General features: G+C 55.0%; 31 protein-coding genes. 10 read left to right on the top strand and 21 right to left on the bottom strand.

Annotated features, from left to right (window positions below; genetic code table 11):
* Positions 1-152: 152 nt before the first annotated feature.
* Complete coding sequence (gene ffh, locus ACZA91_RS01500; RefSeq protein ID WP_463186369.1) at positions 153-1,676, bottom strand: signal recognition particle protein; 1,524 nt, start codon at positions 1,674-1,676, stop codon at positions 153-155.
* A 162-nt stretch (positions 1,677-1,838) separates the two neighbouring features.
* Positions 1,839-2,528 (bottom strand): phosphate-starvation-inducible PsiE family protein, encoded by a 690-nt coding sequence (locus tag ACZA91_RS01505; protein ID WP_463184352.1) that lies wholly within the window; start codon positions 2,526-2,528, stop codon positions 1,839-1,841.
* Positions 2,529-2,764: 236 nt separating this feature from the next.
* Here ACZA91_RS01505 and ACZA91_RS01510 point away from each other — a divergent pair, with 236 nt between their 5' ends.
* On the top strand, positions 2,765-3,856 hold the full coding sequence (locus ACZA91_RS01510) for an RluA family pseudouridine synthase (RefSeq protein ID WP_463184353.1): 1,092 nt from the start codon (positions 2,765-2,767) through the stop codon (positions 3,854-3,856).
* A gap of 148 nt (positions 3,857-4,004) precedes the next feature.
* Here ACZA91_RS01510 and nuoK read toward each other — a convergent pair whose 3' ends face one another.
* The 4 genes from nuoK to nuoH form a co-directional block, all read right to left on the bottom strand.
* Positions 4,005-4,310: an NADH-quinone oxidoreductase subunit NuoK gene (gene nuoK / locus ACZA91_RS01515; protein WP_099532802.1), complete on the bottom strand. Its 306-nt coding sequence runs from the start codon at positions 4,308-4,310 to the stop codon at positions 4,005-4,007.
* A 130-nt stretch (positions 4,311-4,440) separates the two neighbouring features.
* Entirely contained in the window at positions 4,441-5,040 is a 600-nt protein-coding gene (locus ACZA91_RS01520) for an NADH-quinone oxidoreductase subunit J (RefSeq protein WP_099532803.1), read from the bottom strand.
* A gap of 106 nt (positions 5,041-5,146) precedes the next feature.
* Positions 5,147-5,746 (bottom strand): NAD(P)H-quinone oxidoreductase subunit I, encoded by a 600-nt coding sequence (gene ndhI / locus ACZA91_RS01525; protein WP_463184355.1) that lies wholly within the window; start codon positions 5,744-5,746, stop codon positions 5,147-5,149.
* A gap of 226 nt (positions 5,747-5,972) precedes the next feature.
* The gene (gene nuoH / locus ACZA91_RS01530; RefSeq protein WP_099532868.1) at positions 5,973-7,091 is read right to left on the bottom strand and encodes an NADH-quinone oxidoreductase subunit NuoH; all 1,119 of its coding nucleotides are present in this window, start codon (positions 7,089-7,091) and stop codon (positions 5,973-5,975) included.
* A gap of 334 nt (positions 7,092-7,425) precedes the next feature.
* Between nuoH and ACZA91_RS01535 the strand changes: the two genes are divergently transcribed.
* On the top strand, positions 7,426-8,535 hold the full coding sequence (locus ACZA91_RS01535; RefSeq protein ID WP_190353763.1) for a RuBisCO accumulation factor 1: 1,110 nt from the start codon (positions 7,426-7,428) through the stop codon (positions 8,533-8,535).
* Between the two features lie 176 nt (positions 8,536-8,711).
* Here ACZA91_RS01535 and ACZA91_RS01540 read toward each other — a convergent pair whose 3' ends face one another.
* Positions 8,712-9,731 carry a DUF1565 domain-containing protein gene (locus tag ACZA91_RS01540; RefSeq protein WP_463184358.1) on the bottom strand — a complete coding sequence of 340 codons (1,020 nt, stop codon included), beginning with the start codon at positions 9,729-9,731 and terminating at the stop codon, positions 8,712-8,714.
* Between the two features lie 53 nt (positions 9,732-9,784).
* Here ACZA91_RS01540 and ACZA91_RS01545 point away from each other — a divergent pair, with 53 nt between their 5' ends.
* Positions 9,785-9,907 carry a hypothetical protein gene (locus ACZA91_RS01545; RefSeq protein ID WP_255508510.1) on the top strand — a complete coding sequence of 41 codons (123 nt, stop codon included), beginning with the start codon at positions 9,785-9,787 and terminating at the stop codon, positions 9,905-9,907.
* Positions 9,908-10,131: 224 nt separating this feature from the next.
* Here the strand turns inward: ACZA91_RS01545 and ACZA91_RS01550 are convergent, their stop codons facing one another.
* The gene (locus tag ACZA91_RS01550) at positions 10,132-11,334 is read right to left on the bottom strand and encodes a DNA double-strand break repair nuclease NurA (RefSeq protein WP_099532809.1); all 1,203 of its coding nucleotides are present in this window, start codon (positions 11,332-11,334) and stop codon (positions 10,132-10,134) included.
* Positions 11,335-11,495: 161 nt separating this feature from the next.
* Here ACZA91_RS01550 and ACZA91_RS01555 point away from each other — a divergent pair, with 161 nt between their 5' ends.
* The 4 genes from ACZA91_RS01555 (at position 11,496) to ACZA91_RS01570 (ending at position 15,410) form a co-directional block, all read left to right on the top strand.
* Entirely contained in the window at positions 11,496-12,404 is a 909-nt protein-coding gene (locus tag ACZA91_RS01555) for a fructosamine kinase family protein (RefSeq protein WP_463184360.1), read from the top strand.
* Between the two features lie 471 nt (positions 12,405-12,875).
* Entirely contained in the window at positions 12,876-13,808 is a 933-nt protein-coding gene (locus ACZA91_RS01560; RefSeq protein WP_463184362.1) for an energy-coupling factor ABC transporter permease, read from the top strand.
* Positions 13,809-13,876: 68 nt separating this feature from the next.
* Positions 13,877-14,521 carry an energy-coupling factor transporter transmembrane component T family protein gene (locus tag ACZA91_RS01565; RefSeq protein WP_099532869.1) on the top strand — a complete coding sequence of 215 codons (645 nt, stop codon included), beginning with the start codon at positions 13,877-13,879 and terminating at the stop codon, positions 14,519-14,521.
* 130 nt (positions 14,522-14,651) lie between these two features.
* On the top strand, positions 14,652-15,410 hold the full coding sequence (locus ACZA91_RS01570) for an energy-coupling factor ABC transporter ATP-binding protein (protein ID WP_463184363.1): 759 nt from the start codon (positions 14,652-14,654) through the stop codon (positions 15,408-15,410).
* A gap of 40 nt (positions 15,411-15,450) precedes the next feature.
* Here ACZA91_RS01570 and ACZA91_RS01575 read toward each other — a convergent pair whose 3' ends face one another.
* Positions 15,451-16,092, bottom strand: a complete 642-nt coding sequence (locus ACZA91_RS01575; RefSeq protein WP_190531709.1) for a Uma2 family endonuclease — start codon at positions 16,090-16,092, stop codon at positions 15,451-15,453.
* 142 nt (positions 16,093-16,234) lie between these two features.
* Here ACZA91_RS01575 and gltX point away from each other — a divergent pair, with 142 nt between their 5' ends.
* Both gltX and ACZA91_RS01585 read left to right on the top strand, forming a co-directional pair.
* Positions 16,235-17,683, top strand: a complete 1,449-nt coding sequence (gltX, locus tag ACZA91_RS01580) for a glutamate--tRNA ligase (protein WP_190531707.1) — start codon at positions 16,235-16,237, stop codon at positions 17,681-17,683.
* Between the two features lie 204 nt (positions 17,684-17,887).
* Positions 17,888-18,997 (top strand): tetratricopeptide repeat protein, encoded by a 1,110-nt coding sequence (locus ACZA91_RS01585; RefSeq protein WP_099532818.1) that lies wholly within the window; start codon positions 17,888-17,890, stop codon positions 18,995-18,997.
* 7 nt (positions 18,998-19,004) lie between these two features.
* Here ACZA91_RS01585 and ACZA91_RS01590 read toward each other — a convergent pair whose 3' ends face one another.
* From ACZA91_RS01590 to ACZA91_RS01600, 3 genes are all read right to left on the bottom strand, one after another.
* A complete protein-coding gene (locus tag ACZA91_RS01590; protein WP_463184365.1) occupies positions 19,005-19,829 on the bottom strand; it encodes a peroxiredoxin-like family protein in 825 nt (274 codons plus the stop codon).
* 55 nt (positions 19,830-19,884) lie between these two features.
* The gene (locus ACZA91_RS01595) at positions 19,885-20,406 is read right to left on the bottom strand and encodes a hypothetical protein (protein WP_463184366.1); all 522 of its coding nucleotides are present in this window, start codon (positions 20,404-20,406) and stop codon (positions 19,885-19,887) included.
* A 157-nt stretch (positions 20,407-20,563) separates the two neighbouring features.
* Positions 20,564-21,214, bottom strand: a complete 651-nt coding sequence (locus ACZA91_RS01600) for a Uma2 family endonuclease (protein WP_463184368.1) — start codon at positions 21,212-21,214, stop codon at positions 20,564-20,566.
* Here ACZA91_RS01600 and ACZA91_RS01605 point away from each other — a divergent pair.
* The gene (locus ACZA91_RS01605; RefSeq protein WP_463186493.1) at positions 21,122-21,382 is read left to right on the top strand and encodes a hypothetical protein; all 261 of its coding nucleotides are present in this window, start codon (positions 21,122-21,124) and stop codon (positions 21,380-21,382) included. The two genes, ACZA91_RS01600 and ACZA91_RS01605, sit on opposite strands and share 93 nt — an antisense overlap.
* Before the next feature lie 99 nt (positions 21,383-21,481).
* Here ACZA91_RS01605 and ACZA91_RS01610 read toward each other — a convergent pair whose 3' ends face one another.
* The 9 genes from ACZA91_RS01610 to ACZA91_RS01650 form a co-directional block, all read right to left on the bottom strand.
* A complete protein-coding gene (locus tag ACZA91_RS01610) occupies positions 21,482-21,802 on the bottom strand; it encodes a HepT-like ribonuclease domain-containing protein (RefSeq protein ID WP_347343115.1) in 321 nt (106 codons plus the stop codon).
* Entirely contained in the window at positions 21,786-22,118 is a 333-nt protein-coding gene (locus tag ACZA91_RS01615) for a nucleotidyltransferase family protein (RefSeq protein WP_190353779.1), read from the bottom strand. The genes ACZA91_RS01610 and ACZA91_RS01615 overlap by 17 nt, the downstream gene beginning before the upstream one ends.
* Positions 22,119-22,161: 43 nt before the next feature.
* Positions 22,162-22,509 carry a HepT-like ribonuclease domain-containing protein gene (locus ACZA91_RS01620; protein ID WP_190353780.1) on the bottom strand — a complete coding sequence of 116 codons (348 nt, stop codon included), beginning with the start codon at positions 22,507-22,509 and terminating at the stop codon, positions 22,162-22,164.
* Positions 22,502-22,816, bottom strand: coding sequence for a nucleotidyltransferase family protein (locus ACZA91_RS01625; RefSeq protein ID WP_190353781.1), 315 nt, complete (start codon positions 22,814-22,816; stop codon positions 22,502-22,504). The genes ACZA91_RS01620 and ACZA91_RS01625 overlap by 8 nt, the downstream gene beginning before the upstream one ends.
* 6 nt (positions 22,817-22,822) lie before the next feature.
* On the bottom strand, positions 22,823-23,170 hold the full coding sequence (locus tag ACZA91_RS01630) for a HepT-like ribonuclease domain-containing protein (protein WP_190531698.1): 348 nt from the start codon (positions 23,168-23,170) through the stop codon (positions 22,823-22,825).
* Positions 23,167-23,490, bottom strand: coding sequence for a nucleotidyltransferase family protein (locus ACZA91_RS01635; RefSeq protein ID WP_463184373.1), 324 nt, complete (start codon positions 23,488-23,490; stop codon positions 23,167-23,169). Before ACZA91_RS01635 ends, ACZA91_RS01630 begins: the two co-directional genes overlap by 4 nt.
* 26 nt (positions 23,491-23,516) lie before the next feature.
* Positions 23,517-23,963, bottom strand: a complete 447-nt coding sequence (locus tag ACZA91_RS01640) for a DUF3024 domain-containing protein (protein ID WP_463184374.1) — start codon at positions 23,961-23,963, stop codon at positions 23,517-23,519.
* A 99-nt stretch (positions 23,964-24,062) separates the two neighbouring features.
* On the bottom strand, positions 24,063-24,398 hold the full coding sequence (locus ACZA91_RS01645) for a XisI protein (protein WP_099532830.1): 336 nt from the start codon (positions 24,396-24,398) through the stop codon (positions 24,063-24,065).
* Positions 24,386-24,799 carry an element excision factor XisH family protein gene (locus ACZA91_RS01650; protein ID WP_463184376.1) on the bottom strand — a complete coding sequence of 138 codons (414 nt, stop codon included), beginning with the start codon at positions 24,797-24,799 and terminating at the stop codon, positions 24,386-24,388. Before ACZA91_RS01650 ends, ACZA91_RS01645 begins: the two co-directional genes overlap by 13 nt.
* Positions 24,800-25,128 lie beyond the last annotated feature (329 nt).

Here is a 25,128-nt window from a genome sequence, read left to right on the forward strand (position 1 = left end):
AATCGAGCGGCTTTGGCCGGCAACCACAGCCCCAAGCTAATTTTTCTGCTTGGGGATGTCAAGCAAATTACGAATCATCCCCGAAGGTAAGCACCGTTGGGGTTTGGTCAGTTGCGATGGGGGGCGATCGCCCTAGGCCGATCGGGCAAGGCCTAAAGATCCGAGAACCCCTTCTTTTTCTTGCCGGGCTTTTTCTTTTTCTTGGCCGCATTGGGATTGTTATAGCCTCGGAAACCCGGTGCAGGCATTTGCCCCATCGGATTACCCAGGCCCATGGGGTTACCGCCACCCATGCCGCCCATGCCACCGCCCATACCGCCAAAGGGATTCATGCCCCCAAAGGGGTTCATGCCGCCCATGCCCGGGAAGCCCATTTGCCCCGACCCCAACTGCTGCATTAGGGTGCGCATCTTTTGGAAGTCGGACACCAGGCTGCTCACGTCCTCTTCCTTGAGGCCGGAACCGCGAGCAATCCGGCGGCGGCGGCTGGGGGTGCTGGCCAACAAATCTGGGTTGCGGCGCTCTTCCAAGGTCATGGATTTAATGGCTGATTCGGCCACCTTGAGGCGGGCCTCCCCTTCCTCCAGGTGTTCGGCTTTGATTTTGCCGCCCAAACCGGGGATCAGCTTCACCATGCCCGCGAGCGATCCCATGCTCTTCATTAAGCGGGTTTGCTTCAGGAAATCGTCAAAGTCGAATTGGGCCGTGAGGATTTTTTCCTGCATCTTGACCGCATCGGACAAGTCCACGGCTTCCTGGGCTTTTTCCACCAGGGTCAGCACGTCGCCCATGCCCAAAATGCGGGAGGCCATCCGATCGGGATAGAACGGTTGCAGGGCTTCGACCTTCTCGCCGGTTCCGATGAATTTGATCGGCTGGCCAGAAATTTGCCGAATCGAGAGGGCGGCTCCACCCCGCGCGTCGCCGTCCATTTTGGTCAGGATCGCACCTGTGACCCCCACCGCATCATTAAAGGCTTTGGTCAGGTTGGCGGCTTCCTGACCGATCATGGCATCCACCACCAACAGGATTTCGTGGGGTTGCACGGTGTCTTTGATTTGCACCAGCTCGCCCATCATCGCCTCGTCGATTTGCAGGCGACCGGCGGTGTCAATCAACACGGTGTCAAAGCCTTCGGCCTTGGCTTTTTCGACCCCTTGGCGGGCAATTTCCACGGGGCTGATCTCGGCTCCCAGATCGAAAACGGGGATGTCGATTTGTTTGCCGAGGGTTTTGAGCTGGTCGATCGCGGCGGGCCGGTACACGTCGGCGGCCACCATCAGGGTCGATCGCTTTTCCTTGCGCAGGTGCAGGGCTAGCTTGGCGGTGGCGGTGGTTTTCCCGGCCCCTTGCAAGCCGGCCATCAGCACGATCGTGGGGGCCGTCTCCGCTTGGGCTAGGGGTTCGTTGCTTTCACCCATCAAGGCGGCTAGTTCGTCGTAAACCACCTTGATGAACTGCTGGCCGGGGTTCACGCCGGAAACCACTTCGGCCCCTTGGGCCCGGGTTTCCACATCGGCAATGAACTGCTTGACCACTTGCAAGTTCACGTCGGCTTCTAGCAGTGCCCGCCGCACGTCCTTGAGCGCGTCTTGGATGTTGGCACTGGAAATTTTGTCCTGGCCACGAAGTTTTTTCCAGGCGGATTCAAAGCGTTCGGCAAGAGCGTCAAACATGGGCAGGGCGCGTTCGGGTGAGTCGGGTCGATCGCGCCGGGTCGGGAAATGGGCAAGACCTGCCCCGATCGGCGCGGAGTTTTTCAGCGAGGGATTTAATGCGTATTGATGATAGCGCGGTGGGCGATCGCTCGCGGCCGGCACGACCGATCGAACGCCTCCTTAGGCCTGGGGCGGCGGCGGACTGGAGGGGTCTGCGGGGCGATCGGTCCGTGCGTCGGGGCCCAAGTCGGGAGTCACCGGATCCGCAACCATCTGATCTACCACCATGGCGGCCGGCGCAGGGCGATTTGTGATGGGTAGACGATCCGTTTCGTGATCTGAGGATTCGTCAGGATCGTGATCGCTGGAATGATAGGGATTAATGGATGGCGGTTGCTGGTTGGCCTGTCGAATGAGCCAATAGCTGGCGGAAAGGGCCACGATGGCCAACCCCAGCCCAATTAGCTCTAGACCGTCAATTTTGGATAGATCCAGAATGATGATTTTTCGGGCGACGGCGGTGAGAGAAGTCGCCACCACCAACTCCACTTGCACCACATGTTTGCGCAAATAGGCGGTGATGTTTTCTAGAATTTCTAGGGCAATGAGGATACTGAGCAGTGAGCCAAAGATCTCTTGCAGAGATGAGTTGAAAAAGCCTAGGGGCGATCGGAATAATTGCCCAGAAAGCAACAGAATTAAATCCACGGTTGCCACGATGATCACCATGATCGTGGCTAGGGACAGGGCCCGAGAGATGATCCCTTCAATGCCATCGGCCAGTTTCAAAAATTCCCGATCGTGATAGCTGGCCCGAATCATCCAACGTACCAATCGATTGAGAGAAAAAGATTTAGCAGAACGGCGCATGGGAAATCTCAAAAAGTCAGGTTGAAAGTTAAGTTGAGCGTCAGGCTCAGTAATCGTCTGGCAATGGCTCAGAAGTTGAGTTAAATGTCAGGCGCAATCATGACCTGGCAATCACCCAAAAATAGATTTGCAAACTGTTTGATCAACCGTTTGCAGTAGAATGCCAAGCGCGATCGCGCTGCGGAGTTGAACCATTGGGCTGCCCATCAGAATCATCATCCCCCGTTCCGAGTCCGGTGAGTGAACCTTGGACGGACGAAACGGACGAAAAGGATCATTCCCTGGATTTATCGCGAAATCCAGCGCGAGACCCATCGCTCGATCCGTCGGCAGACCCTGGAATGGATTTCACGGAACTGGAAGCGGCGGACGAAAGCAACTTGGCGACCTATGCTTGCACAGCCGATCGCTCGGAGCGGCTCGATCGCTTCCTGGCGGCTCAGTGGCCCAATTTGTCTCGATCGCGCTTTCAAAAGCTGATTGAAGCGGGCCAAGTGCAGGTGAATGATGCGCCCTGCACCAACAAGCATGGGGAGGTGAAATCGGGCGATCGCATTGTGGTGACCATTCCGCCCGATCGACCCCTGAGCTTGGAACCCCAGGCGATCCCGCTGGATATTTTGTATGAAGACTCGCAGGTGATTGTGATTAACAAACCGGCGGGCATGGTGGTGCATCCGGCTCCGGGGCATCCGGACGGCACGATGGTGAATGCGCTCTTGGCCCACTGCAAAACCCTGCCGGGAATGGAAATGCCGTCGATTAATGGCGTGCAGCGGCCGGGGGTGGTGCATCGGCTCGATCGGGACACCACGGGCGCAATTATGTTTGCCAAAACCGACTTGGCCAATCAACACCTACAAGCCCAGTTGCGCTACAAGGTGGCCCAACGCACCTATTTGGGGATTGTCTATGGTGCGCCTCGGGACGATCGGGGGGTGGTGGATCTGCCGATCGGGCGGCATCCGGTTGATCGCAAAAAACAGGCGATCGTTCCCGTTGAAAAAGGCGGCCGCAAGGCAATCACCCATTGGTTCATCGAAGAACGCTTGGGCAACTACACCCTAATTCGCTTTGAGCTGCAAACGGGTCGCACCCACCAAATCCGTGTCCACAGTGCCGAACTAGGCCACCCGATCGTGGGGGATCCGGTCTATGGCTCGGGCCGCAGCATTGGGGTGAATTTACCGGGGCAGGCGCTCCATGCTTGGAAACTCCGGTTTCAGCATCCCTTGAACTACGAATGGATCGATACGGAAGCGCCCTTACCGGAACATTTCCAAACGCTGCTGGAGGTGCTGCGTCGTCGATCGGGGCCGGTGTTTTAGAGTTCTGCTGAGGTCATGCTCCATACAACAACAGGGACACGGCTCGATCGCGCCCCTGCTGTTTTGCAAATTTGCCAGTATTGGCAAGCCCTTGAAATACTTGAAAATACTTGCAAATACTGACCAATCGTGATCAATCCAACTGGATTTACCACTTCAAGAGGTTGAATTGCTCCATGTCGATCGTGTCGCGGTTGCGGTAAATCGACAGGACAATCGCCAAACCCACAGCCGCTTCGGCCGCCGCGATCGTAATCACAAACACCGCGAACACCTGACCCTTGATCCCTTGGGGATCGAGATAGTTAGAAAAGGCCATCAGGTTCAAATTCACGGCGTTGAGCATCAGCTCGATCGACATCAACACCCGAATTGCATTTCGGCTGGTGACCAAGCCAAAAATTCCGGTGCAAAATAGCGCCGCCGCTAATAGCAAAAAATATTCCAGTTGCATTGCTCGCTCCTGCTGAAAACTGCCTTGAAGTGCTGGGACAAGGGGCTTAAGCCCCTTGTCTAGTTTGAGTGGGCAACTAGCGATCGACTAGCGATCAGTCGGCAGCCCCTTGCCTGATGGGGATGGGCAACTAGCGATCGGTGGCGGCCAATTCTTTCGGCCGCTCCGGCAACGCCAATTCCGTTTCCGTCGGTTGGCCCGTTGTGGGGTCATCCACCAGCAGATCACGACGCGCCAGGACGATCGCCCCAATCATCGCCATCAGCAGCAACACCGAAGCCACTTCAAAGGGCAACAGATAATCGCTAAAGAAATGCTTGGCCAAGGTGACGATCGAGGATTCCACCGTTTGGAAATCCGTGGCCAACTGCCAAGGACTGGTCAGCACCACCGCCGCCAACAGGGCAAACAACCCCGCACAAACCAGCGCCGTCACCACCTGCCGCAGCAGGGCCCCGGCCGCCGGTACGTAGTCTTCGCGCTTGTTCACGAGCATCACCCCAAACAGGATCAGCACGTTCACCGCGCCCACATAGACCAGAATTTGCGCCGCCGCCACGAAATCCGCATTCAGCAGCAAATACAAACCGGCCATGCTGATGAAGGTTAACCCCAGCAAAAAGGCCGAGTAGACGATGTTGCCAGCCAGCACCACACCCAGGGCCGAACCCAGCATCATCAGGGCCAAAATTGCGAATGACCCCAGTTGTACGCTTTCGCCTAAATTCACCGTTACCTCCGCTCCGTAATTTCCCTACTTCTCAATCGCGATCGCTGGACTTATCCCAGGGTTAAGAGGCAAGGGGCTTAAGCCCCTTGTCTGGGCCTCGCGCCGCTTAAGCGTCGGGCTTGTCCTTTTCCAGGGTGGCCAGAATTTCTTCTGGGCGACTGCCGGCCCGTTGGGATCCGGCGGGCACATCGTGGGGATCAATCACCCCAGAAGGCAAGTAGGCAAACTCCCGCAGCGGCGTAACCATCGGATCGTTCGTCACCTTGTAGGGCAAGCGACCCAGGGCCACGCTGTCGAAGTTCAAATCGTGGCGATCGAAACTCGCCAGTTCATATTCTTCCGTCATCGACAGGCAATTGGTGGGGCAATATTCCACGCAGTTACCGCAGAAAATGCAAACCCCGAAATCAATGCTGTAGCTCTTCAGTTCTTTCTTCTTGGTGGCTTTATTAAATTCGTAGTCCACCACGGGCAGGTTAATTGGGCAAACCCGCACGCAAACTTCGCAGGCAATGCACTTGTCAAATTCGTAGTGAATTCGACCCCGGTAACGCTCCGAAGGCACGAGCTTTTCGTAGGGATATTGCACCGTCACGGGGCGGCGCTGCATGTGGTCGAACGTCACCGACAGGCCTTGGCCGATGTATTTGGCCGCTTGGACTGCCTCGCCAGCATAGTCGCTGACTTTCTTGAGGAAGTTCAGCATGGTGTTTGCCTCTCTGTTAACAAGATTGCGGGTAACAAACGTTGGTTCGCGTTCAGTCAGTCCAACCTTGGGGCGGGCGGCGGGCCCGCCGGATCATTTCGCTGTTGCGCGTTTTGCGGTTGCGCGGTGCTTCCCGATCGCCCCCATCCGAACCCTTCGGGGATCTCGGAACGGTTCGGGTGCAAAGGGCGAAGCAAAGCGGACGGGGCTGGGGTTTTAGGCCCCGTTAGCCGCCGAAGAAGGCCGGGAAGCTGAGTTTCAGGGCCGCCGTCAGCAGCAAGTTAGCCAGAGCGACCGGCAGCAGGAACTTCCAACCCAGGTTCAACAGTTGGTCAATCCGCACCCGGGGAACCGTCCAGCGCAGCAACACTGCCAAGAACACCAGCAGATAGGTCTTGAACAGCACCATCACGATGCCGAGGGCGGCGGCGATGATTTGCACCCAAGCCGTGCTCAGATCCAAGCCGAGGGTTCCAGCCAACCATTCGATCGAGACGGGCGATTCCCAACCCCCCAGGTACAACACTGCCACCAGCAGCGCCGACAGGGTGAGGTTCACGTAAGACCCCAAATAGAACAGGGCAAACCGCATCCCGGCATATTCGGTTTGGTAGCCGGCCACCAGTTCTTCTTCTGCTTCTGGCAAGTCGAAGGGCAACCGTTCGCATTCCGCCAGGGCGGCGATCCAGAAGATTAGGAAGCCCAGCGGTTGCCGCCAGACGTTCCAACCCAGGATGCCGTAGCCCGATTGTTGATCCACGATGTCCACGGTGCTCAGGGAGTTGGACATCATCACGATCGCCAACACGGCCAAGGCCAGGGGAATTTCGTAGCTAATCGATTGGGCAGCGGCCCGCAAGCCCCCCAGCAGGGAGTACTTGTTGTTGGACGAATAGCCCGACATCAACAGCCCGATCGGGGCAATGCTGGAGAGGGCAATCCACAGGAACACCCCCAACCCCAGGTCGGTGATGTTCACGTTTTGGCCAAAGGGCACAATGATGTAAGACAAAAAGACGGGAACCACCACCAGCGCCGGCCCGATCGTGAACAGCCAAGGATCCGCCTTGGCCGGCACGATGTCTTCTTTAAATAGCAATTTCAGACCATCGGCGGCCGGTTGCAACACGCCGAGGGGCCCCGCATATTCGGGACCAATCCGCTGTTGGGCAGCGGCGGAAATTTTCCGTTCAAGCCACACGACGACAAGCACGCCGACGGTGGCAGTAATCAGCATCAGGAGCAGCGGCAGCGGAATCCACACGGCGCGGGCGAAATCGCCAGGCAGTCCGAAGTCGGCGAGCGCTTGCACGAAGCTGCTTTGGAGGTCGATTCCTTGGTTCATAGCTTCAGCGCGATGAGCGGGTCTGGAGGAAAGCCGGGCCGCGCGATCGCGGCAAGCCAGTGGGGGAAATTGAGCCAAAATTTCCAAGAGAAATTGCTCAAAATCACCCGAAATACGCTAGTGATAGAGGCTAGGCATAGATGTTCAGCGGGCTTTCCGTGCCTAGTATATCGTTGTACGAGAACGGGCCCCGTCTTCGATCGGCTGGGGCTGATTGGTTCTGCTGATACGCCCGATTGGCCTAGCATGGGCATCAGCGCGATCGCCCTGTCCATGGCCGCCCGACGCTCGCCACCGGGCCCATGGGGCCAGGTTTGTCTTGTAGGTTTCCAGAATGACTGATTCGTTTCATCGCAACCCCTCCCAACCCTTTCAAGCGGCCAAGGCAGGCCTGGCTCCAGAGGAGGTTGATCGCCTGTTGTTGCAACTGCGGCGCAAGGAAGGATCGTGGGTCGAGTGGGGCCAAGCCTGCCAAAAGCTGCAACAAAGCGGCCTGGGGCCCCAAAAAATCTTTGAAGACACGGGCTTTGAGCCAATCCAACAAAACCAAGTGATTGTCGGATCCCAGGTTTACCAAACCCTGCTGAAACTGGATGCGCCGGAGCCGGTGCAAGAGCACTTTGGGCGCAAGGGCAGCGACATTCTGTATGAAATGCGGGTTTTGTCCGAAGACGATCGCCTTTCGACGGCGGCCTTGGTGGTGGAGCGGGGGTTGGATTTTGATGAGGCCCGCGAGGTGGTGAAAGCCTTCAAGGAATTGACCTACCTGAAACAGCAGCCGGAAGGATTTGCGGAATTGCCGGGGGATGCGCTGGCCTGGCAATGTTGGCGATCGGCCCGGCAGCAAACGGATCTGCAAAGTCGATCGCGCCTGATTGCCAAGGGGTTGCGGTTTGCCCAAACGCCGGAAGCTCGGGCCCAACTGGAAAAGCTGTTGATGGACTTCACGGTGGTGGCTCCCAAGAGTGCCCCCCGAATGCCGGTTTATCGGATTGATTCCGACGAAGAAGAGCCGCGCCTGCTGGCGGTGGCGGGCCAGTTGCCAATGCCCGTGGCGGCCTTGCGAGCTGTGCCCCTGATTGAGTCGGAAGGGCCCTTTGGCATGGTGCGGTTTTCGGGTGAGGGGGCTTGGGTGGCGCTGCCCAATTGGCAGGTGTTGCGCAATGCCGAAGACCCGATCGCCCTGTTGGCCTTGCCGGAACAGTTGCCGGCCGCCCTACCGGACGATCGCCCGGAATCAGTGATGCTGGTGATCGATCGAGCCGATCGCACCTGGCGGGATGATGCCTTTTTTGCGGTGGCTGATGGTGACGAGAACTTAGCCTTTGAATGGTTTGACGCGGAACCCGAGCGATCGCTCCTGGGTAAGCTGATTCTCGTCTTGCGGCCCAAGAAGGGTCTCGATCAGGACTACGCCAAAGAACTCTGGCAAGTGGATGAGTAGCGGTTGCTGCACAAAGACACGCCACAAAAATTCACACAGAAAGTCCGTAGCCAGCCTCAACAGCCATGCTACGGACTCAGTTCGGTGTAAGGAAGCAACGAAAGCGAATGCTAAGTGCAGACCCCCTGAGCACAGAATGCTGATATTCAGTGCATTAACGGTCTCGCCGCGATCGCCTAGAGGCCAAAGACACGACTACGGCCCATTTGGTTGCCGATCGAGCTGAAGGCGTTCCCCGTGGCGTTATTCACCGCAAAGCGACCATTCCCCATAATTCGGTTGTTGCCCGGAGCCGCGCTGGTTCCCAGATCGGGGCGAGCGCGCAAAATCGCCACAATGCCGTCCCGCCCGTTGTTCTCGATCGAGTTATTGCGCAACACCGGCCGCGCTTGGTCAGAAATCACCACGCCATCCTGGTTATTGACGATCGTGTTGTTCACCACCAACGGATTGGCCGTTCCCCCGATCGCCAGGCCAAAGCCCGTTGCTTGGAACCAGCTATCACGAATTTCCCCACCGGCCGCCCGCGTCAGCGCAATGCCATTCCCCTTGTTCTCATGGAACAGGCAGTTTTGAATCGTCGGCGCAGCGTTCCCGGTCACAAAAATGCCATCGCGGTGATTGCCCTTAAACACACTGCGGCGAATCACTGGGTTGGCAGACTCCACCCAAACGCCCGTGCCGCGTGTGTTGCCATTGGTGACGGTGATGCCACTCAGGACGGTGTTGCGTTGCACCCGCACTGCCGCGTTCTGGCGAGCAAAGCTGGGGCTAATGAAGCTACCGCCCCCTTGAATGACCGTGTTTTTGCCCTCGGCGGCTTCGTCCCCCCGCAGAGTCACCCCTTCCGGAACCATCAGCGGAAACGTTTCACCCGTGGCGGCGCTATAGGTTCCCGGGGCCAACTGCACCACATCCCCCGGCTGAGCTTGGCTGAGGGCGTAGGCGATGGTGCGGAAGGGGGCCCGCTGGCTACCGCTGGGGGCCGTGTCCGCGCCCATGGCAGGGTTCACATGCAAGATGCGGGCATTGCTGGGCAGGGTGCTGGCGATCGGCTCGGGGCCGGCGGCTCGCACCGCTTCAGCGGCCATCAGCGGAGTTGCAACACCTTGCACCATCGGCAGAGTCAACAGCAGAGCCAGAATGGTTTGAGCCGAACGGGATTGGTAGATACCTTGGGGGCGCAGCATAGCCATAGGTCGTCTCTGATGGGGGTGTGAAAGGAGCGATTGGATTTGAATCTCGTCTCTTGGGTTCAGATTCCCTGAGCAATTGCCAAATTCCGGAAGCCCTTGGCCAGTGGTGCGATCGCCACAGTTCCCCTATTCCACTCGCCCAATTGGCGCGGCGATCGATCCCCGTGCCAGCGTGATTGGGCAATCCCGTCCCCGCCCGATCGCCCGGCCCCTTCAAAAAATGCCCCAAGCGGTTCCGGATTTTCCCTGGCAATCCAGAAGGATGAGGGTTAATCAACAAATCGCCAAATCCAGAGATCGATAAATCCAGAGATCGATAAATCCAAAACGCCAGAGAGATTAATTGATCGATGGCCAAGGGCAACAGCCTTGGCTTGTTCTTGGATCGTTCTTGGATTCCTCAGGCAATGCTGTTGCGTTTGCGGGCTTCTTTGTAGGAAGTGCCAATGTTGCTGAGGCCGGCCTTCACCATTTCCCGCTCCAGCAACGAGAAAAACCGGCTGCGATCGCTCCCACGCACCACCGCCTGGTTGTGGGCCTCGGCCAGGGCGATCGGGTAACCATAGCCCTTTTGCACTTGACTGAGAATCAGACTCAAGGACTGGTTCAACAAGGCGCGATCGGTCGCCACCCACTCCGGCATTTCGACCCGCGCCACCTCAGTTCCCACATGCAGGTAACAGAAATAGATTCGGTGGCGGCCATAGTCCTCCAGTACACGAGCATTCGATCGCCACAGGGGCCCCCGCTCCCCCGACTCCAGCAACACCGACCAGAGGGCCGCATCCCGCAGCGGTTTGAGCCGGTTGCAAGGGGCCTCATCAGCTCGCCCAGGACAGTGGGTTTTGCAATCGGGCGTGATTTGGTTGCAGGTTTTGAGCCGAAAAAAGTTAGCCGCCTCGCCACTGCGGGGAGCACTTAGATAGCTGACCAGGGGAATGCCCGATAACCGCAACCGTTCCCAGGCGGCCAAAATCGGCGGCAAAATCCGATCGACCGCTGTGCTCGGCATTCGATCGAGAAACCAATAGATCAGCGAGCCATCCACCATGGCCAGCGTGGGCGGTGCGTCCTTGCTGTTGCCAGTGGTGATGCTGTGGGCTAAGTCTGTGCCCAAATCCGCCAGGGCTTCCGCCTCGGCCACGGTGCGCCGATGGCCCATCCAATCTTCGGTGCTGATTCCCCACTGGCGGGAAATGTAGAGGTCTTCGGGTTTGTAAAAAATTTCCGGCAAACTATCCAGCATGGGATAACGCTTTTGGCCGTAGTGCAGGGCCACGCGCCCGGTGTTGATCAAGTAGCAGTAGGCGATTTCGTGGTGGCTGGGGGCAATTTGGGAACCATCGGTGGCGATCAAGCTGTGGGCGATCGGGGCGGAGCCAATGGGTTCGCGCTTGTCCAAGGGTTCGATCGGCTCGGCCGCCACAAATTCCAGGCGATCGCGCCATTGGTGAAGCTGCCCCACCCAATAGTCCTGTTCCGGTTGCACTTGAGCCAGCAATTCTTGGGCGATCGTCAACCGTTGGCGCGCCGCCCGCGACTCCTGGGTGAGCTGTTGGCCCATGCCCTGCATTTGTTTTGAAAGCTTTACCAAATCCAGCACAGCCCGCTCTCAATTTCGTTTGAATGCTATTGATTTGAATGCTATTTCAACAATGGTTGAATCCCGCAAGAATTGCAAATTACAAATCAAGCGACGCACTACAAATGGGGTCATTAAAGATTGGGTCATTAGATATTGAGTCATTCAATTAGGTCATTGTGATGGAAAACCTGTCAGCACTATGGGCAACGATCGCCCGAGCCATTCGGGAACAGGGCGGTGGTTCAGCGGAGTCGCCCACGGCCCGATCGGTCGGTGGCGGTTGCATTAACCAAACCTATCGCCTGAGTTTTGGCGACGCTGCCAACGCCCCCGTTTACTTTGTCAAGCTGAATCAGGCCAGCGGTCTGGAAATGTTCACGGCCGAGGCCGCAGCCCTCCGAGACCTAGCCACCACCCAAGCCATAAAAGTGCCCCAACCCCTCTGCTATGGCCAAGCGGGCGATCGCGCCTATTTGGTTTTGGAGTGGCTGGAGTTGGGCCGTGGCAACCATGAAGCCTGGGCCCAATTGGGGCGAAATTTAGCGCAGTTGCACCGTTGGCAGCCGGCCTCCGGGCAGCGGGCTTTTGGGTGGTGGCGAGGCAACACGATCGGCTCCACCCCCCAACCCAACGATTGGGCCGATGATTGGGTCACCTTTTGGACAGAGCGGCGCATTGGGTTTCAGTTGCAGTTGGCCCAGCGGCGTGGCGGCCATTTCCCCGAGGCCGATCGCCTGTTGGCCGCCATTCCCAGCTTGCTGAAGGGACATCGCCCCCAACCCGCCCTGCTCCATGGGGATTTGTGGTCGGGTAATGCGGCGGTGATGGTGGATGGCACACCCGTGATCTTTGACCCGGCAACCTATTGGGGCGATCGGGAGGCAGATTTAGCCATGACTGAATTATTTGGCGGCTTTCCCAACAGCTTTTATCAAGGTTATGGTGAAGTGAATCCCCTGGAATCAGGTTATGAAATCCGCAAAGATCTTTACAATCTTTACCATATCTTGAATCACTTTAATCTATTTGGCGGTAGCTATGGTAGCCAAGCCAATGGGATGATTCATCGGCTTTTAAAAGATTGTTAATTCTTGAGGGGTTTGAAAAATCTGGGCCATGATAGGGATGCAATCCATCACTATGGATCAGTGGCAATCCTAAAGCGGCATTGCGAATAAATCTAAACCCAGATTACTTCACGCTAGGTAACCCCAATCAAGGCTCAATCACGACTTGATCAAGACTCAATGCATTGAATTGAGCATCCTCCCAACGCTTCATTTTTCGAGCAGAAGGATAATTTCGCTGAGAAATCAATAGCGAGAATCAATCGGTTTAGTCAGGAAAAATTGAATTGGCAGATGGTTTTTGACCAATTTCTGCATCACTCTGAAAAGCCAATTGAGCAAGTTTGGAAGATGGGTATTTGAGAACTCCAAGGGCAGCAACCCCACCACTTCATCGGGCGATTCATATCCCCTCGGTAGGGATTGTTTTTTGGGGCTGAACTTGTTTTTTTGGAATGGCAATCTGTTGTGTGATTAACGCTGGCTGGTTTCATGCATATTCCTGACGGTTTTGTTTCAGTGCCCGTGGCAACGGTCACATCGGCGGCCACAATCGGGGCGATCGCCCTGTCCTTGGTGCGCACCCGATCGACCTATGGCCTCAAACAGGGGCCAATTTTGGGGCTAACCACAGCCTTCGTCTTTGCAGCTCAGATGGTGAACTTCCCCGTCGCTGGCGGCACAAGCGGCCACCTGCTGGGGGGAACGCTAGCAGCCGTGTTGATGGGTAACCCCTGGGCGGGAACCCTCTCGATCGCCACAGTCCTGCTGATTCAGGCGGTGTTGTTTGCCGATGGCGGCATCACGGCCTTGGGAGCCAACATTCTGAATATGGCCGTCTTCGGAGTCTGGACGGGCTGGATTTTGACCCAGGTGATTCAGCGTCTACTCGGGGGATCCCAGCGACGATTGCCGCTTGCGGCCGGAATTGCAGCGGGGTTGAGTGTGGTGGTGGCGGCGATCGCCTGTGCGATCGAGCTGGTGTTATCCGGGACGGCGGCCTTTCAGCTCGCCGTGCCCGCCATGGCCGGAGTCCATATCCTGATTGGCTTGGGCGAAGGGATCATCACCGCTGGTGTCATTGGCTATTTGACCAAGGCTCGCCCCGACCTGCTGCCGGGAGCCAAGCCGCGTTTGGAACAGTGGCAAGGGCCGGTGATCGGCGTGCTGTTGGTGGCGGGGGTGCTGTCTTTATTGGCATCTTCCTGGCCCGATGGCTTGGAAAAGGTGGCGGAAGATTTGGGCTTTATTCGGCTGGCGGAAGAGGTGCGAATTACCGTGCCTACGCCCTTTGCGGACTATGGCATTGAAGGCTTAGGGCCCTTGGGCACGACCATTACGGGGTTGTTAGGCAGTGTGGTTTCCTTTGGTGCAGCCTTCGGGATCGCCAAGTTGGTGCAACCCAAGCGAGCTGAAGAGTCGTGATTGAAATCAGCCTGAATGCCAATCGCCAATCAACATGGGGTTCGGAGCGATCGACTCCGGGCCCGGCCCTGGTGGTGTTGCGGTTGCGGTTGGCTCTGATTTGGGTATTGGGGGCTGCTTGCTTGCGGGTGGGTGCTTGGGCCCCGTTGGCGGTCTATGGCAGTTTGGCGATCGCCTGGGTTTGCTGGTTGCGGGTTCCGGCGCGATCGCTCCTGGGCCTGTTGGGAGCGGAACTGGTGTTTCTGAGCCTGGCGGCCTTGCCCCACGGTTGGGAACGGGCCAGCTTCCTGATGGCGCGATCGCTGGTTTGCCTGTTGCTGATGAATGGGGTGTTGTTGACCCTGCCGCCCCATAGTTTGGCGATCGCCTTGAAAAGTTTGCCGCTGCCGGCCGCTTTGCGAGAAACGGCCCTCTTGGCGGGGCAATACCTGGAAATTGTGATCGACGAGGTGCAACGGATGCAGCGGGCGGCCGCCTGTCGGGGGCTGTCGGGGCCGGGCAGTTGGTTGCGCTATGTCAGCGCCGCCACCATCGGCTCTTTGTATTTGCGCAGTCTCGATCGCGCTGAGCGGGTCTACGCGGCCATGGTGGTTCGGGGCTATGGGGGAGCCTTGCCCCTGTTGCACCCCAGCCCGCCACACCATCGCTGGTGGTTGTGGGGGGCGGCGGTGGGGGCTGCTGGTCTAGCGATCGGCTCCTACGGTTTTGAGTAGGGATTTTGGCGCAGGTTTGCCTCCCTTTGGGACGATGCCAACGGGTGCTGGTTTGGCGCTGTCGCCCTAATCCCTTTAAGGTTGATCAAGCAGGAATAAAGTTCGATCGCATGGCCGCCGCAACAGTTTCATGACCCTTTTTTCTAAATGCGAGCTTGATCGTGCTGAAGTGTCGGCCGCCGTTTTGGTGCAAGATTTGCAATTTGCCTATCCCCAACAGCCGCCGGTTTTGCAGGGCATTTCCTTTGCCTTGGAGCCGGGCGATCGGGTGGCCCTGTTGGGGCCCACCGGTTGTGGCAAAAGCACCCTCTTGGAGCAACTGATTGGCCTGAAGCAACCGAGCCGAGGCGCTGTGTGGATTGGGGAAACCCGGGTGGAGCCGCGCACCTTGCCCACCATTCGCCGCCGCTTGGGCTTTTGTTTCCAAGATGCCAACGACCAATTGTTTATGCCGACCATCTTGGAAGATGTGATGTTTGGGCCGCTGAACTATGGCATCCCGATCGCCCAAGCCAAAAACCAAGCCAGGGAACTCCTAGCCCGTTTTGATCTGTTGGCCTTTGAGGGGCGATCGGCCCATGAACTTTCGGGGGGGCAGCGGCGGTTGGCGGCCTTGGCGGCCGTGCTGGCCCTGGAGCCAGCCATTTTGGTGTTGGATGAGCCAACCACGGGCCTCGATCCTCGGTGGCGACGATCGCTCGCTCAGGTTTTGGAAACCTTACCCATTCAATCGCTGATTGTGGCTTCCCATGATTTGCAATGGATTGGCAAAACCACCCATCGAGCCTTGATTTTGTCCCATGGGCGGATCCGAGAAGATCGACCCACGGCGGAATTATTGGGCGATCGGGCGCTGTTGGAATCCTACGATTTACCGCTGGATTATTAGCAAAATCATTGGCGCAATGGCGAGCAACCAATATCTCGAATTATGCGGATGATTCTGCTGGGTTTCCAAAAAGGTCTGACAGGGCGATCGATTCGTCGGGAAAGGCTAAGCAAGCGGCGCGATCGGCAGCGGTGAGGGTGAATTTGGTTTGATAGCCCTCGGGACTGGGATCACGATAAACCTCGAGTTTTTTGTGCTCCAAATCCACTAGCCAAAACTCGCCAATCCCCGATCGCGCGTAGAGTGGCCCTTTGACCTCGCGATCAGATTTCAGCGTGCTATCCGCCACTTCAATCAGCAGTAATACATCGCTAGTCTGGGGGTGACCAGTTCTATAAAATTTCGGGTCGCGTCGCAGAATAGCCAAGTCCGGCTGAGGCTGTGAATCCGTCAGTTGCAAAGAACATTGGACATTGAGCGTGGCCCGTTTTCGCAATAGATCAAAAAACACCTCAGCTAGTTGACTGACACAGGATTGGTGACGAAATCCAATGGGCGACATTTTGACAATGATTCCTTCAATGAGTTCCGTGCGAGCGTCCGGCGCGAGCGCACCGGCCTCATAAATTCGCTGGTATTCCGTCACCGTGAAACGATAGGGCTGACTAAGGGCGATCGACTGGGGTGGTTCTGGCTGAATGAGTTGAATTGCCGGTTCGATGGGCGTGCAAACTTGGGTCATGGGGTTGATCCTCAGATCGAACACCTTTCCAAACTATCGCAATCGATCAAGCCAGGCCAGTCACCCGATCGCCCCCCGTCAGGGCCGCAACCCGCTACAATCAAAGCCGCTTTATGACAATCCTTTAGCCCCCAACACCATCGTGTCCGTTCGCGTTCGCCTCGCTCCTAGCCCCACCGGAAATCTCCACATCGGCACGGCCCGCACCGCCGTTTTTAACTGGCTTTATGCTCGTCGCACGGGTGGCACCTTTGTGCTGCGGATTGAAGACACCGACACCGAGCGATCGCGCCCCGAATTTGAAGCCAACATCCTCGAAGGCCTGCAATGGCTGGGCATGAACTGGGATGAAGGCCCGTTCTACCAGTCCAAGCGCAATGAGTTTTACAAGCAAGCGATCCAAACCCTGCTCGACAAGGGCTTGGCCTACCGCTGCTACACCACCCCGGAAGAACTGGAGCAACTGCGCGAGGGCCAAAAAGCCCGCAACGAAGCGCCCCGATACGACAACCGCCACCGCAACCTGACCCCCGAGCAGGAAGCCGCCTTCATCGCCGAAGGTCGCCAGCCGGTGATCCGCTTCAAAATTGACGACAAGCGGACGATCGCTTGGAACGATCGAGTGCGCGGCACAGTCACATGGAAAGGCTTTGACCTGGGTGGCGACATGGTGGTCGCCCGCGCGGCCGGCATCGATGATGTGGGCCAACCGCTCTACAATCTGGCCGTGGTGGTTGATGACATTGATATGCAAATCACCCACGTGATCCGGGGTGAAGACCACATCGCCAACACCGCCAAGCAAATTTTGCTCTACGAAGCCCTGGGCGCAACGGTTCCCGAATTTGCCCACACGCCGCTGATCCTGAACCGGGAAGGGCGCAAGCTCTCGAAGCGGGACGGGGCCACGTCGGTGTCGGAATTCCGCAACATGGGCTATCTATCCGAGGCGATCGCCAACTACATGACCCTGCTGGGCTGGGCCCCGCCGGAGGGGATGGACGAGGTGTTTTCGCTGGAGCAAGCGGCCGCCCAATTTGAGATTGATCGCGTGAACAAGGCGGGCGCGAAGTTCGATTGGGACAAGCTGAACTGGCTGAACGCCCAATATCTGCACAAGATGCCGCCAGCCGAGCTGCTCGATCGCCTGATTCCCTACTGGCAAGGTGCGGGCTACAGCTTCGACCCCGTAGCCGATCGCCCCTGGCTGGAGGCTTTGGCGGGTCTGCTGGCCACGGCGATCGTCCGGTTGGATCAAGCGCCTGAGGCGGCCAAGCTGTTCTTTAGCGAAACGGTGGACTACACCGACGAAGCTAAGGCCCAACTGGCCCAGGCCGGCGGCGCGGAGATTTTGGCGGCGCTGGCGGCCGGCTTGACCGACCAGCCCTTGGATCACGACGCGGCCATGGCACTGATTAATCAGGTGGTGAAGTCCACGGGTACGAAAAAGGGCCAGGTGATGCGCACCCTGCGGGCCACCTTGATGGGGGCAATGCAGGGGCCGGAGATGGTTCCCACTTGGCAGATCCTGAACCAACGCGGGTTTGATCGCGCCCGGATTGCGGCGGGCCAGGCGATCGCCCAAGGGTAGATCCCAGCAGGATGGCAAGGGGCTGAAGCCCCTTGTCTTTGGTTGCCTGTCCACAGATGGGATGGCCCCGCAAGCCCTAAGATCTTCGGCAAGAGATTTTTGGCAATAAATCTTTGGCAAGAGATCTTCAGCAATAAATCTTTGGCAAGAGATCTCCTGTAACGCTTCCACTCGCTCGATCGCGCAAGGATCGAAACCGCAACTATGGCCATTCAATCCCTGTTTCAACCCCGCCACCGTCGGCTGATTGGGCGATCGCTGGGGTTACTGGTTTGGTTCGGGGCGATCGGGCTGGCCCCCGAGCTAGCCCAAGCCAGTCCCCTCACCCTGGCCCAAGTCAGCAACAGCAGCAATAATCCCCAACTTCAGGATCTGATTGAGCGGGGCGAGCAGTTTGTGCAGCGGCGCGATTGGGAATCGGCCTTGGTGATCTATGAACGGGCGGCCCAGCTCGATCGAGACAATGCCCGCATCTATTCCGGCATTGGCTATGTGCAAGCCATGCGCGGCAACTTCGCAGAAGCGGCCCGGGCCTATCAACAGGCAACGGTACTTGATCCGCGTAATGCTGAATTTTTCTATGCCCTTGGGTTCAGCTTCGCCAACACGAACGACCTGGAACCAGCCTTAGCCGCCTACTACCGTGCGGTGCAGTTGGATGAGCGCCACCTGAATGCCCATTTGGGGCTGGGAGCCGTGCTCTATCGCCAGGCCAACTACAGCGGCGCACTGCAAGCCTACCGTCAAGTTCTGAATCTGGATCCCCGGAATGCGACTGCCCAGGAGTTTGTGGGGCTAACCCTACTGAAGACCGGCGAAGTGCAACAGGCGATCGCGGCGTTGCAAGCGGCCCAAAAGCTGAACCCCCGCCGCGACAGCACCTATGTTTCGCTCGGGGTGGCCTGGTTGGCGGCCGGCAACAGCACGGAAGCCACGGCGGCTTTTGCCCAGGCAGCTCGACTGAATCCGCGAAATCCGACCGTTCATCTGCAAATTGGCAAAATTCTGCGGGAACAGGGCGATATTCCTGGAGCGCTCGCCGCCTATCAACGGGCGGTGTCGGCTGATGGCGATTCCTACGATGCCCAAGAGGCTCTGGCGGATCTGAGTTTGGAATCGGGCGATGTGTTGGTGGCAATTATTGGCTACCGGCGACTGGTGGAGTTGCAGCCCAACACGGGCATGGCCCATTTCAAATTAGGTCGTGCGTTAGCCAAGCAGGGGCGGAATTTTGAGGCCCGGGAAGCATTCGATCGCGCGGCCGCCTTGGGGGTTCCCGATGCGATCGCCGCCCGTGATGCCCTGCCCAAGTGATGGGCGGTTAAGCCGGGTCGCCAACCGTCGCGGCCTGGGATAGGTTCAAATTCGGCGGTTCCAACTGATCTAGGAAAGCCAAGGGATTAGCCATGTTCGCGGCAAAGCCCAGAATTCCCCGATCGCGGTGTTCATAAAGCAACGTCCCGGCGCGATCGAACACAAAGGTTCCCCCCCGTTGGGTCATGTATTGAGCATCGGGAACGTAGCGATTCCAGTGGCTCAACACTTCCACCATATTTCGCAGTCGCAGGGTGGCCAGCTCAAAGGGACGCTGAAACCCGCGCCCACCGGCCAGGGCAAAAAATTCACCCTTCATCGGGGGCAGTAATTTCGTGTCGATCGTTTCGTCGTCAGCGATCAACTGCGGCGCGGCGCGATCGCCCCGGTAACCCCGAAACACCTCCGCCAGCGTGCCCGGACTGCCAATGCCCGCGCACATCAACATCAAATTCACCCAAGCACTTTGGCCCGATCGCAAGCCCAACCACGATCGGGTCAAGCCGCCATACAACCCCAATTCTCGATGGAGATCCGCCGTGGGATCGATCGACAGCGCTTCAGCGGGAAACCCCGTGTAATCGCAAAACTTTTCCCCCGAGGAGCGATCGCCAATTCCCACAGCCCGCAGCACAATTGCGTGATCACGCAGGCGATCGGCCTCCCGACGCAACCACCAGGCATATTCCAAGCTATCAAAATCCCCCAATTGAGGCAGAGCAATAAACAGAATTTTGGCTGCCCGATCGCACCCATCCAAAACAGGGACGATCGCGCCGTCACTCACACGTTCACGCTGGCAATTTTGCAAAATTGGGTAGCAAGAATCCATGGCATTCAAGATCTTTCCAAAACTGTTGGCAAGGCTAGAATTTCTCGGACATTTTCTAGGGGCAAGGGCCCGATGCAAAGGGTGATTCTTTCCAATTTCCTTCAATGCTGAACCGAATCCGATTGCCTGCAACTTGCACCCGTCCCATATCAATGTGGCGGACTGGCTCGCCCCCTCCGACAGGAACCACCTCCACACAACTCAAAAGCCGACGCGGATAATTACCGGTCATGAGGCGAGCTTCGTTGGGATAAATGCCAATGGAATTTGCTAATAAATCGGTTCCAGGGCGATTGCGCCGTTCTCGGATCACAAACCGCCGAATAAAAGCATCTTTGGTACGGTTTTCCAAAATCAAGGCCATAGTTGGCTGTCGATCGGGCGCATTATTTGGATCATCGCTGTTGCTGGGGAGCTGGGCCCGCAAAGGATTAGCCATCAGAATTAGCCCGATCGCGATCGCCCCAGAGCCGAGCCAAGCTCCACGATTGATGAGCCTATTCTTCAAGATTTTGAGCTGAATTTGGGACTGCTCGCTTGGCTTTTGAGCGGCATTTTGCTGGAATTTTTGAGTCATGCCTGTTAATTTGGTTTTCAATTGAATCTCAGAGCTTGCGAGGGTATCTGAAAAAGATCTTTGGGGACTAACAAAGTAAAGACGATTGTGGCGCAAGCTGCTTAAGCATTTTGTCTGCATCAATTGTTAAGATCCGCAGCCTCTCAGTTTTGACGTTTCAAATATTCTGTTGATCTTCCGGCTGATCCATCGCCAGCTCATCAGTCGATGAATCCATTTCCGAAAAATCAATATTGCTATAAAGATCAGTTAATTGCAAAGTTAATTCAACGGTTCTGAGCTGAAGGGTAGATTCAGGCTTGCGATATTCCAAAAATCGCCACTCACAATCTTCTAATTTGATGAATTGCTCAACGCGCATTTCGTATTGGTCAATTAGGAGATATTCCTGAAAGCTGGGAATGGTGCGATAGGCGGCAAATTTTTCGCCCCCATCATAGTTTCGAGTGGATTTGGACAACACTTCTGCAATCAGCAAGGGATTCGTTACCGTATCTTTGCGACCCGCTTGCAGTTCGATCGGCTTGGGCAACACCATCACATCGGGATAGGTATACATCCGCCGCTCAGGAATCCACAGCCGCTGATCCGTATGAAAGATTTCATAGGGACGATTGAGCAGTGCAAATAGTAGGCGTGCGTAGAACAATCCACTAATGCGATTGTGTTGGGGGGTTCCGCCAGTCATGGGGATGATGACTCCATCTCGGTATTCATGACGCTGATCGCTGTTGACTTCCCGATCGAGATACGCTTCCGGGCTGTAGACAACAAGGCTTTGGGGGTGCTTGTCCAGTTGGGCGATCATGGGCAAAATCTCCTGGCCGGGGAACTGGGGCAAATTGGCTTGAGTCGATCGCCCCGTCACTTTCCATCCTACCGTTTCGGTCTCGGCCGCGCCGCCGCCCGCCTCGATCGCGAGGTTGGAATCATGGTCACTGGGGTTACCACTTTGGTGGTAGTTGCGATCGACTAATCCACTAATTGTTGGCGTAGGGTTTCGAGGACGATTTCGGTGGTTAGAATATGTGTGTTCGTTTGGCTGACCATGCTAAGTATCCTTATTTCTAACATTTCAACGGTCTTCTTCATTGCTTTGAATATTTTTGATACAGGTTTTTAGAAAATCTAGATCATTTTCGATAATATTCCAGACAATTTTATTGTTGATACTGAAATAGGCGTGGGCGATCATATCTCTCATGCCTGCAATTTGCTTCCATTGAATTTCTGGATGTTGATCACGAATATCTTGCGGAATCTGTTTTGTTGCTTCTCCGATAATGAGCAGGTTGAGAATCACTGCATCTTTTGTCCGTCGATCTTGTACAAATTCCTCATAACTTATGTTTGTAGTATCGCTTTGAATGTTGTCAATGCTATTGAGAATATCCACTAGATACAGTTTGAGGTTGCGTGACATAGATCGCCTTTTGAATAATGCTTTCTTTGATCTGGGGTTTAATATCTTCTTGGATTACTAAGTCTATTTTTTTCTGAAATAAGTCTTCGAGAAAAAATTTCAGACTCATATACAAATTCAAGGTTGGATCGCCAGCAAATTCAACCAAGAAATCGAGGTCGCTGTGCTCGGTGGCTTGGTTGCGGGCGGTGGAACCAAAGAGGGCCAAGGTTTTGATGTTGTACTGCTCAAAGAGGTTCGGTTGTTGGCGTAGGGTTTCAAGGACGGTTTCGGCGGTGAGGTTTGTCATTTTTTGTGTTGATCGTGATAGTACTTTTTAAGTCAGACTGAATTTAACCGAGGGCTTCATTCTGTTCAATGGTTTCGATGCAGCTCTTGAGCGGATTAAGTTCAGTTTGAGTGATGTCCCAAATAATTTCTGGATCTAGTGAAAAGTAAGTATGGGCGATGATATTTCGCAGGCCAATGATGCTGTTCCAGTCAATTTGTGGATATTTTTCTCGAATAGATAGCGGAATTTGCTTGACTGATTCTCCAATGATTTGCAGATTCAAGATAACACCATCAAAAACGATATCGTTTTTTAGTAGATCTGCCTTTTGATACTCCCTGGTTGCTTTTTGGATTTTAGAGATGCTTTCGAGAATATCTTGAATATAAAGCCGAATATTTCTAGACATAGATTGCTTCACTTAGAATTTGGTCTCGAATTATTAATTTTATTGATCTTTGAGTCACTAGATCGACGGGCTTATGAAACAACTCTTCTAGATAGAACTTTAGTTTCATATATCCTTTAAAAGTGGGATTTCCGACAAATTCGACTAAGAAATCGAGGTCGCTGTGTTCGGTAGCTTGGTTGCGAGCAGTGGAACCGAAGAGTGCCAAGGTTTTGATGTTGTATTGTTCAAAAAGGTTCGGTTGTTGGCGCAGGGTTGCAAGAACGGTTTCAGCGGTGAGGGTTGTTGGCTTTGGTTCATTGAGCATAATTTTCTAGTCTTTTAGGTTGTTGAGGATTTTGAGTAATTCTGGTTTGAGGACTGGTAGATCATTATTAACAGTATTCCAGAGTATTTTTAAGTTCACACCAAAGTAGTGATGAATCATTTTGTCTCTCATGCCTGCGATCGCTTTCCATGGAATCGCTGGATATTGTTCGCAAATCTCTTTTGGAATCTGTTTGGAGGCTTCACCAATGATTTCAATGGCTCGACTTACGGCAAAAATGGTCTTCTGATCATCCTCAAATGTTTTAAAGGTTAGACCGGCTATAAATTCCTGAGTAAGGTCGATTGAGGAAATCATATCGTTGAGAAAGTCTCTAATTTTTCTGGGAGTCATAGATAAATTACGTCGTCTAAGATATTTTGTTTTAGGCTGGATTTCAGGTTTTCAGAAATCACGAGATCAACTTTTTTGCCGAGTTTTTCGCTTAGGGTATTTTCGATGTGGCAAAAGGTGATGAGTCCGAAGGTGATGTCGGAATCAAGTTCGATGAGTAGATCAATATCGCTTTCTTCGGTGGCTTGGTTGCGGCTGTAGGAACCAAAGAGTCCGAGTTTTTTGATGTTGTATTGTTGTTGAAGCGTTGGGAAAAGTTGGCGCAGGGTTGCAAGGACGGTTTCGGCGGTGAGGGGTTGGGCTTGGGTGTCTGGGGTCATGGGCCGATCGCCCTGGGTGGCGTGGATTAGGGGTGATAGATTTCGTATTCGCGAATGGTGGTGAGGGCGGCATCAAGGGTGATGTTTTCGTGGGTTGTCCACCATTTACCAGTGTGGCGGAAGTAGGCGAGATTAAATTGATCGGGGGCGACGTATTCGAGGCGGGTGAATCGCTCTTCGATCGCCTCTCTAATCACGCTGTCTTTGAATTCTGCGATCGCGGCTTCAACGGCTTCCGAGTTCTTGAGGCGGCAGGTATAGCAGAGATAAATAAAGCTGCGATGCCATTTGATGAATAGGCTTTCGATTTGGAAGTAGGCGTGTTGGTCTTGGTGGAGATAGCGTGGGGCTAGGTCAGTGTCGATTAGCGCTTGCACCTGTTGGGTAATGGCTTGTTTTTCGGCTTCGGGGACTTTGGGTTTGTTTTGCTTCGAGGGAGAATAAACCCATTGGTATTTTCTTGATTTTGACATGGTTTTAGACCTTGGTTTTTCCGGTTACAGCTTCAACAATCAAAACTTAATTTAGTTCATTCAGCTCTTCTGATCGCTTATGTTTCAGAAAATTCATCACTATGCCACTCCATAATTAGTAAATGGACGCTTGAACGGTGGCTGTAGCCCCAGGACAATATCCGATCGCTCAACCCCCAACTCGATCAAATCTTCCGCCGGATCTTGATCCGTCATATTTTCCTGAATCCAGACTCGCCCATCCTTGATATCGAAATGCATAATCGGATGGTAAATACGCTTCGACCCCTCCCAACCTAAATCTAACCAAAGATAGTGATCGCGAACCTCATCCAAAATCAACTGAGACTCGTATGCATTTCCCACACGCTCCCCAGAGTGGTACTCAGACAATAATTGTTTAATTGCATTGCGATACATGATTAATCGATCCATCGCACTAAACCTCCCTGCTCAGAATCGTAAATAATTAGTTGTAGTGAATATTCTTGAATTGCTGATTGCGTAAATTCCAGTGAAAAAAAGCGTTCATAAGTTTCCAGCGGCACTGCCAAGAATAACTCTCGATCTGGCTGGACTCTCTGAAGCACCAACCGATAACTTAGAAATTGACCCAACGCACCATAAAAATCGGTTATGAATGACGACTTCACAAAGCTTTTGATTTCGACTGCAATTTTCCGATTTTCCCGTTCCGCTGCGATAACCCGCTCCGCCGCTAAATCCACCTCAAAATTAACGCGACCAAACGATAGATATAACGGATCGGCCGTAATCACCCATCCCTCTGCCTCCAATCCAGCCTTGACCAGATCATGAAACATATCTCTAGCCATTCCTCATAACCCCGCAAAATTCACCAGATTTTTGAGTAAGCCCTCCGTTTCTGCCTCAAGTTGGAGAATCTCCGCCATTGCCTCCACCAACGATCACAACGACTGGCGCTTGTAAAAATACTTGTTAAAGCTAATCCCATAGCCAATTGTAGTCTTGCTCAAATTGATCGACGTATCCTCCACATGCGGTTTCACCTCCCGCAAAACATAGCCGCGAATTGGATCTGCCAACGGGATTGATTCCGGATCCCGTAACTGACCGTCCGGCTCACACTCCACCCACACCCCAGGGCGATCGCTCGGAAAATAGCCAAAATCTTGAGCCGCTT

Source organism: Limnothrix sp. CMB-01 (genome assembly GCF_055193175.1).

Bases quoted from the DNA above. Each gene is read 5' to 3' on its own strand.
- ndhI (WP_463184355.1), bottom strand. From the start codon at position 5,746: ATGCTGAACTTCCTCAAGAAAGTCAGCGACTATGCTGGCGAGGCAGTC.
- ACZA91_RS01640 (WP_463184374.1), bottom strand. From the start codon at position 23,963: ATGTCAAAATCAAGAAAATACCAATGGGTTTATTCTCCCTCGAAGCAA.
- ACZA91_RS01560 (WP_463184362.1), top strand. From the start codon at position 12,876: ATGCATATTCCTGACGGTTTTGTTTCAGTGCCCGTGGCAACGGTCACA.
- ACZA91_RS01605 (WP_463186493.1), top strand. From the start codon at position 21,122: ATGACGCTGATCGCTGTTGACTTCCCGATCGAGATACGCTTCCGGGCT.
- ACZA91_RS01575 (WP_190531709.1), bottom strand. From the start codon at position 16,092: ATGACCCAAGTTTGCACGCCCATCGAACCGGCAATTCAACTCATTCAG.
- ACZA91_RS01570 (WP_463184363.1), top strand. From the start codon at position 14,652: ATGACCCTTTTTTCTAAATGCGAGCTTGATCGTGCTGAAGTGTCGGCC.
- ACZA91_RS01650 (WP_463184376.1), bottom strand. From the start codon at position 24,799: ATGGCTAGAGATATGTTTCATGATCTGGTCAAGGCTGGATTGGAGGCA.
- ACZA91_RS01635 (WP_463184373.1), bottom strand. From the start codon at position 23,490: ATGACCCCAGACACCCAAGCCCAACCCCTCACCGCCGAAACCGTCCTT.
- ACZA91_RS01505 (WP_463184352.1), bottom strand. From the start codon at position 2,528: ATGCGCCGTTCTGCTAAATCTTTTTCTCTCAATCGATTGGTACGTTGG.
- ACZA91_RS01625 (WP_190353781.1), bottom strand. From the start codon at position 22,816: ATGCTCAATGAACCAAAGCCAACAACCCTCACCGCTGAAACCGTTCTT.
- ACZA91_RS01620 (WP_190353780.1), bottom strand. From the start codon at position 22,509: ATGTCTAGAAATATTCGGCTTTATATTCAAGATATTCTCGAAAGCATC.
- ACZA91_RS01630 (WP_190531698.1), bottom strand. From the start codon at position 23,170: ATGACTCCCAGAAAAATTAGAGACTTTCTCAACGATATGATTTCCTCA.
- ACZA91_RS01590 (WP_463184365.1), bottom strand. From the start codon at position 19,829: ATGGATTCTTGCTACCCAATTTTGCAAAATTGCCAGCGTGAACGTGTG.
- nuoK (WP_099532802.1), bottom strand. From the start codon at position 4,310: ATGCAACTGGAATATTTTTTGCTATTAGCGGCGGCGCTATTTTGCACC.
- ACZA91_RS01645 (WP_099532830.1), bottom strand. From the start codon at position 24,398: ATGGATCGATTAATCATGTATCGCAATGCAATTAAACAATTATTGTCT.
- ffh (WP_463186369.1), bottom strand. From the start codon at position 1,676: ATGTTTGACGCTCTTGCCGAACGCTTTGAATCCGCCTGGAAAAAACTT.
- ACZA91_RS01585 (WP_099532818.1), top strand. From the start codon at position 17,888: ATGGCCATTCAATCCCTGTTTCAACCCCGCCACCGTCGGCTGATTGGG.
- ACZA91_RS01555 (WP_463184360.1), top strand. From the start codon at position 11,496: ATGGAAAACCTGTCAGCACTATGGGCAACGATCGCCCGAGCCATTCGG.
- ACZA91_RS01600 (WP_463184368.1), bottom strand. From the start codon at position 21,214: ATGATCGCCCAACTGGACAAGCACCCCCAAAGCCTTGTTGTCTACAGC.
- ACZA91_RS01595 (WP_463184366.1), bottom strand. From the start codon at position 20,406: ATGACTCAAAAATTCCAGCAAAATGCCGCTCAAAAGCCAAGCGAGCAG.
- ACZA91_RS01540 (WP_463184358.1), bottom strand. From the start codon at position 9,731: ATGGCTATGCTGCGCCCCCAAGGTATCTACCAATCCCGTTCGGCTCAA.
- ACZA91_RS01615 (WP_190353779.1), bottom strand. From the start codon at position 22,118: ATGACAAACCTCACCGCCGAAACCGTCCTTGAAACCCTACGCCAACAA.
- nuoH (WP_099532868.1), bottom strand. From the start codon at position 7,091: ATGAACCAAGGAATCGACCTCCAAAGCAGCTTCGTGCAAGCGCTCGCC.
- ACZA91_RS01535 (WP_190353763.1), top strand. From the start codon at position 7,426: ATGACTGATTCGTTTCATCGCAACCCCTCCCAACCCTTTCAAGCGGCC.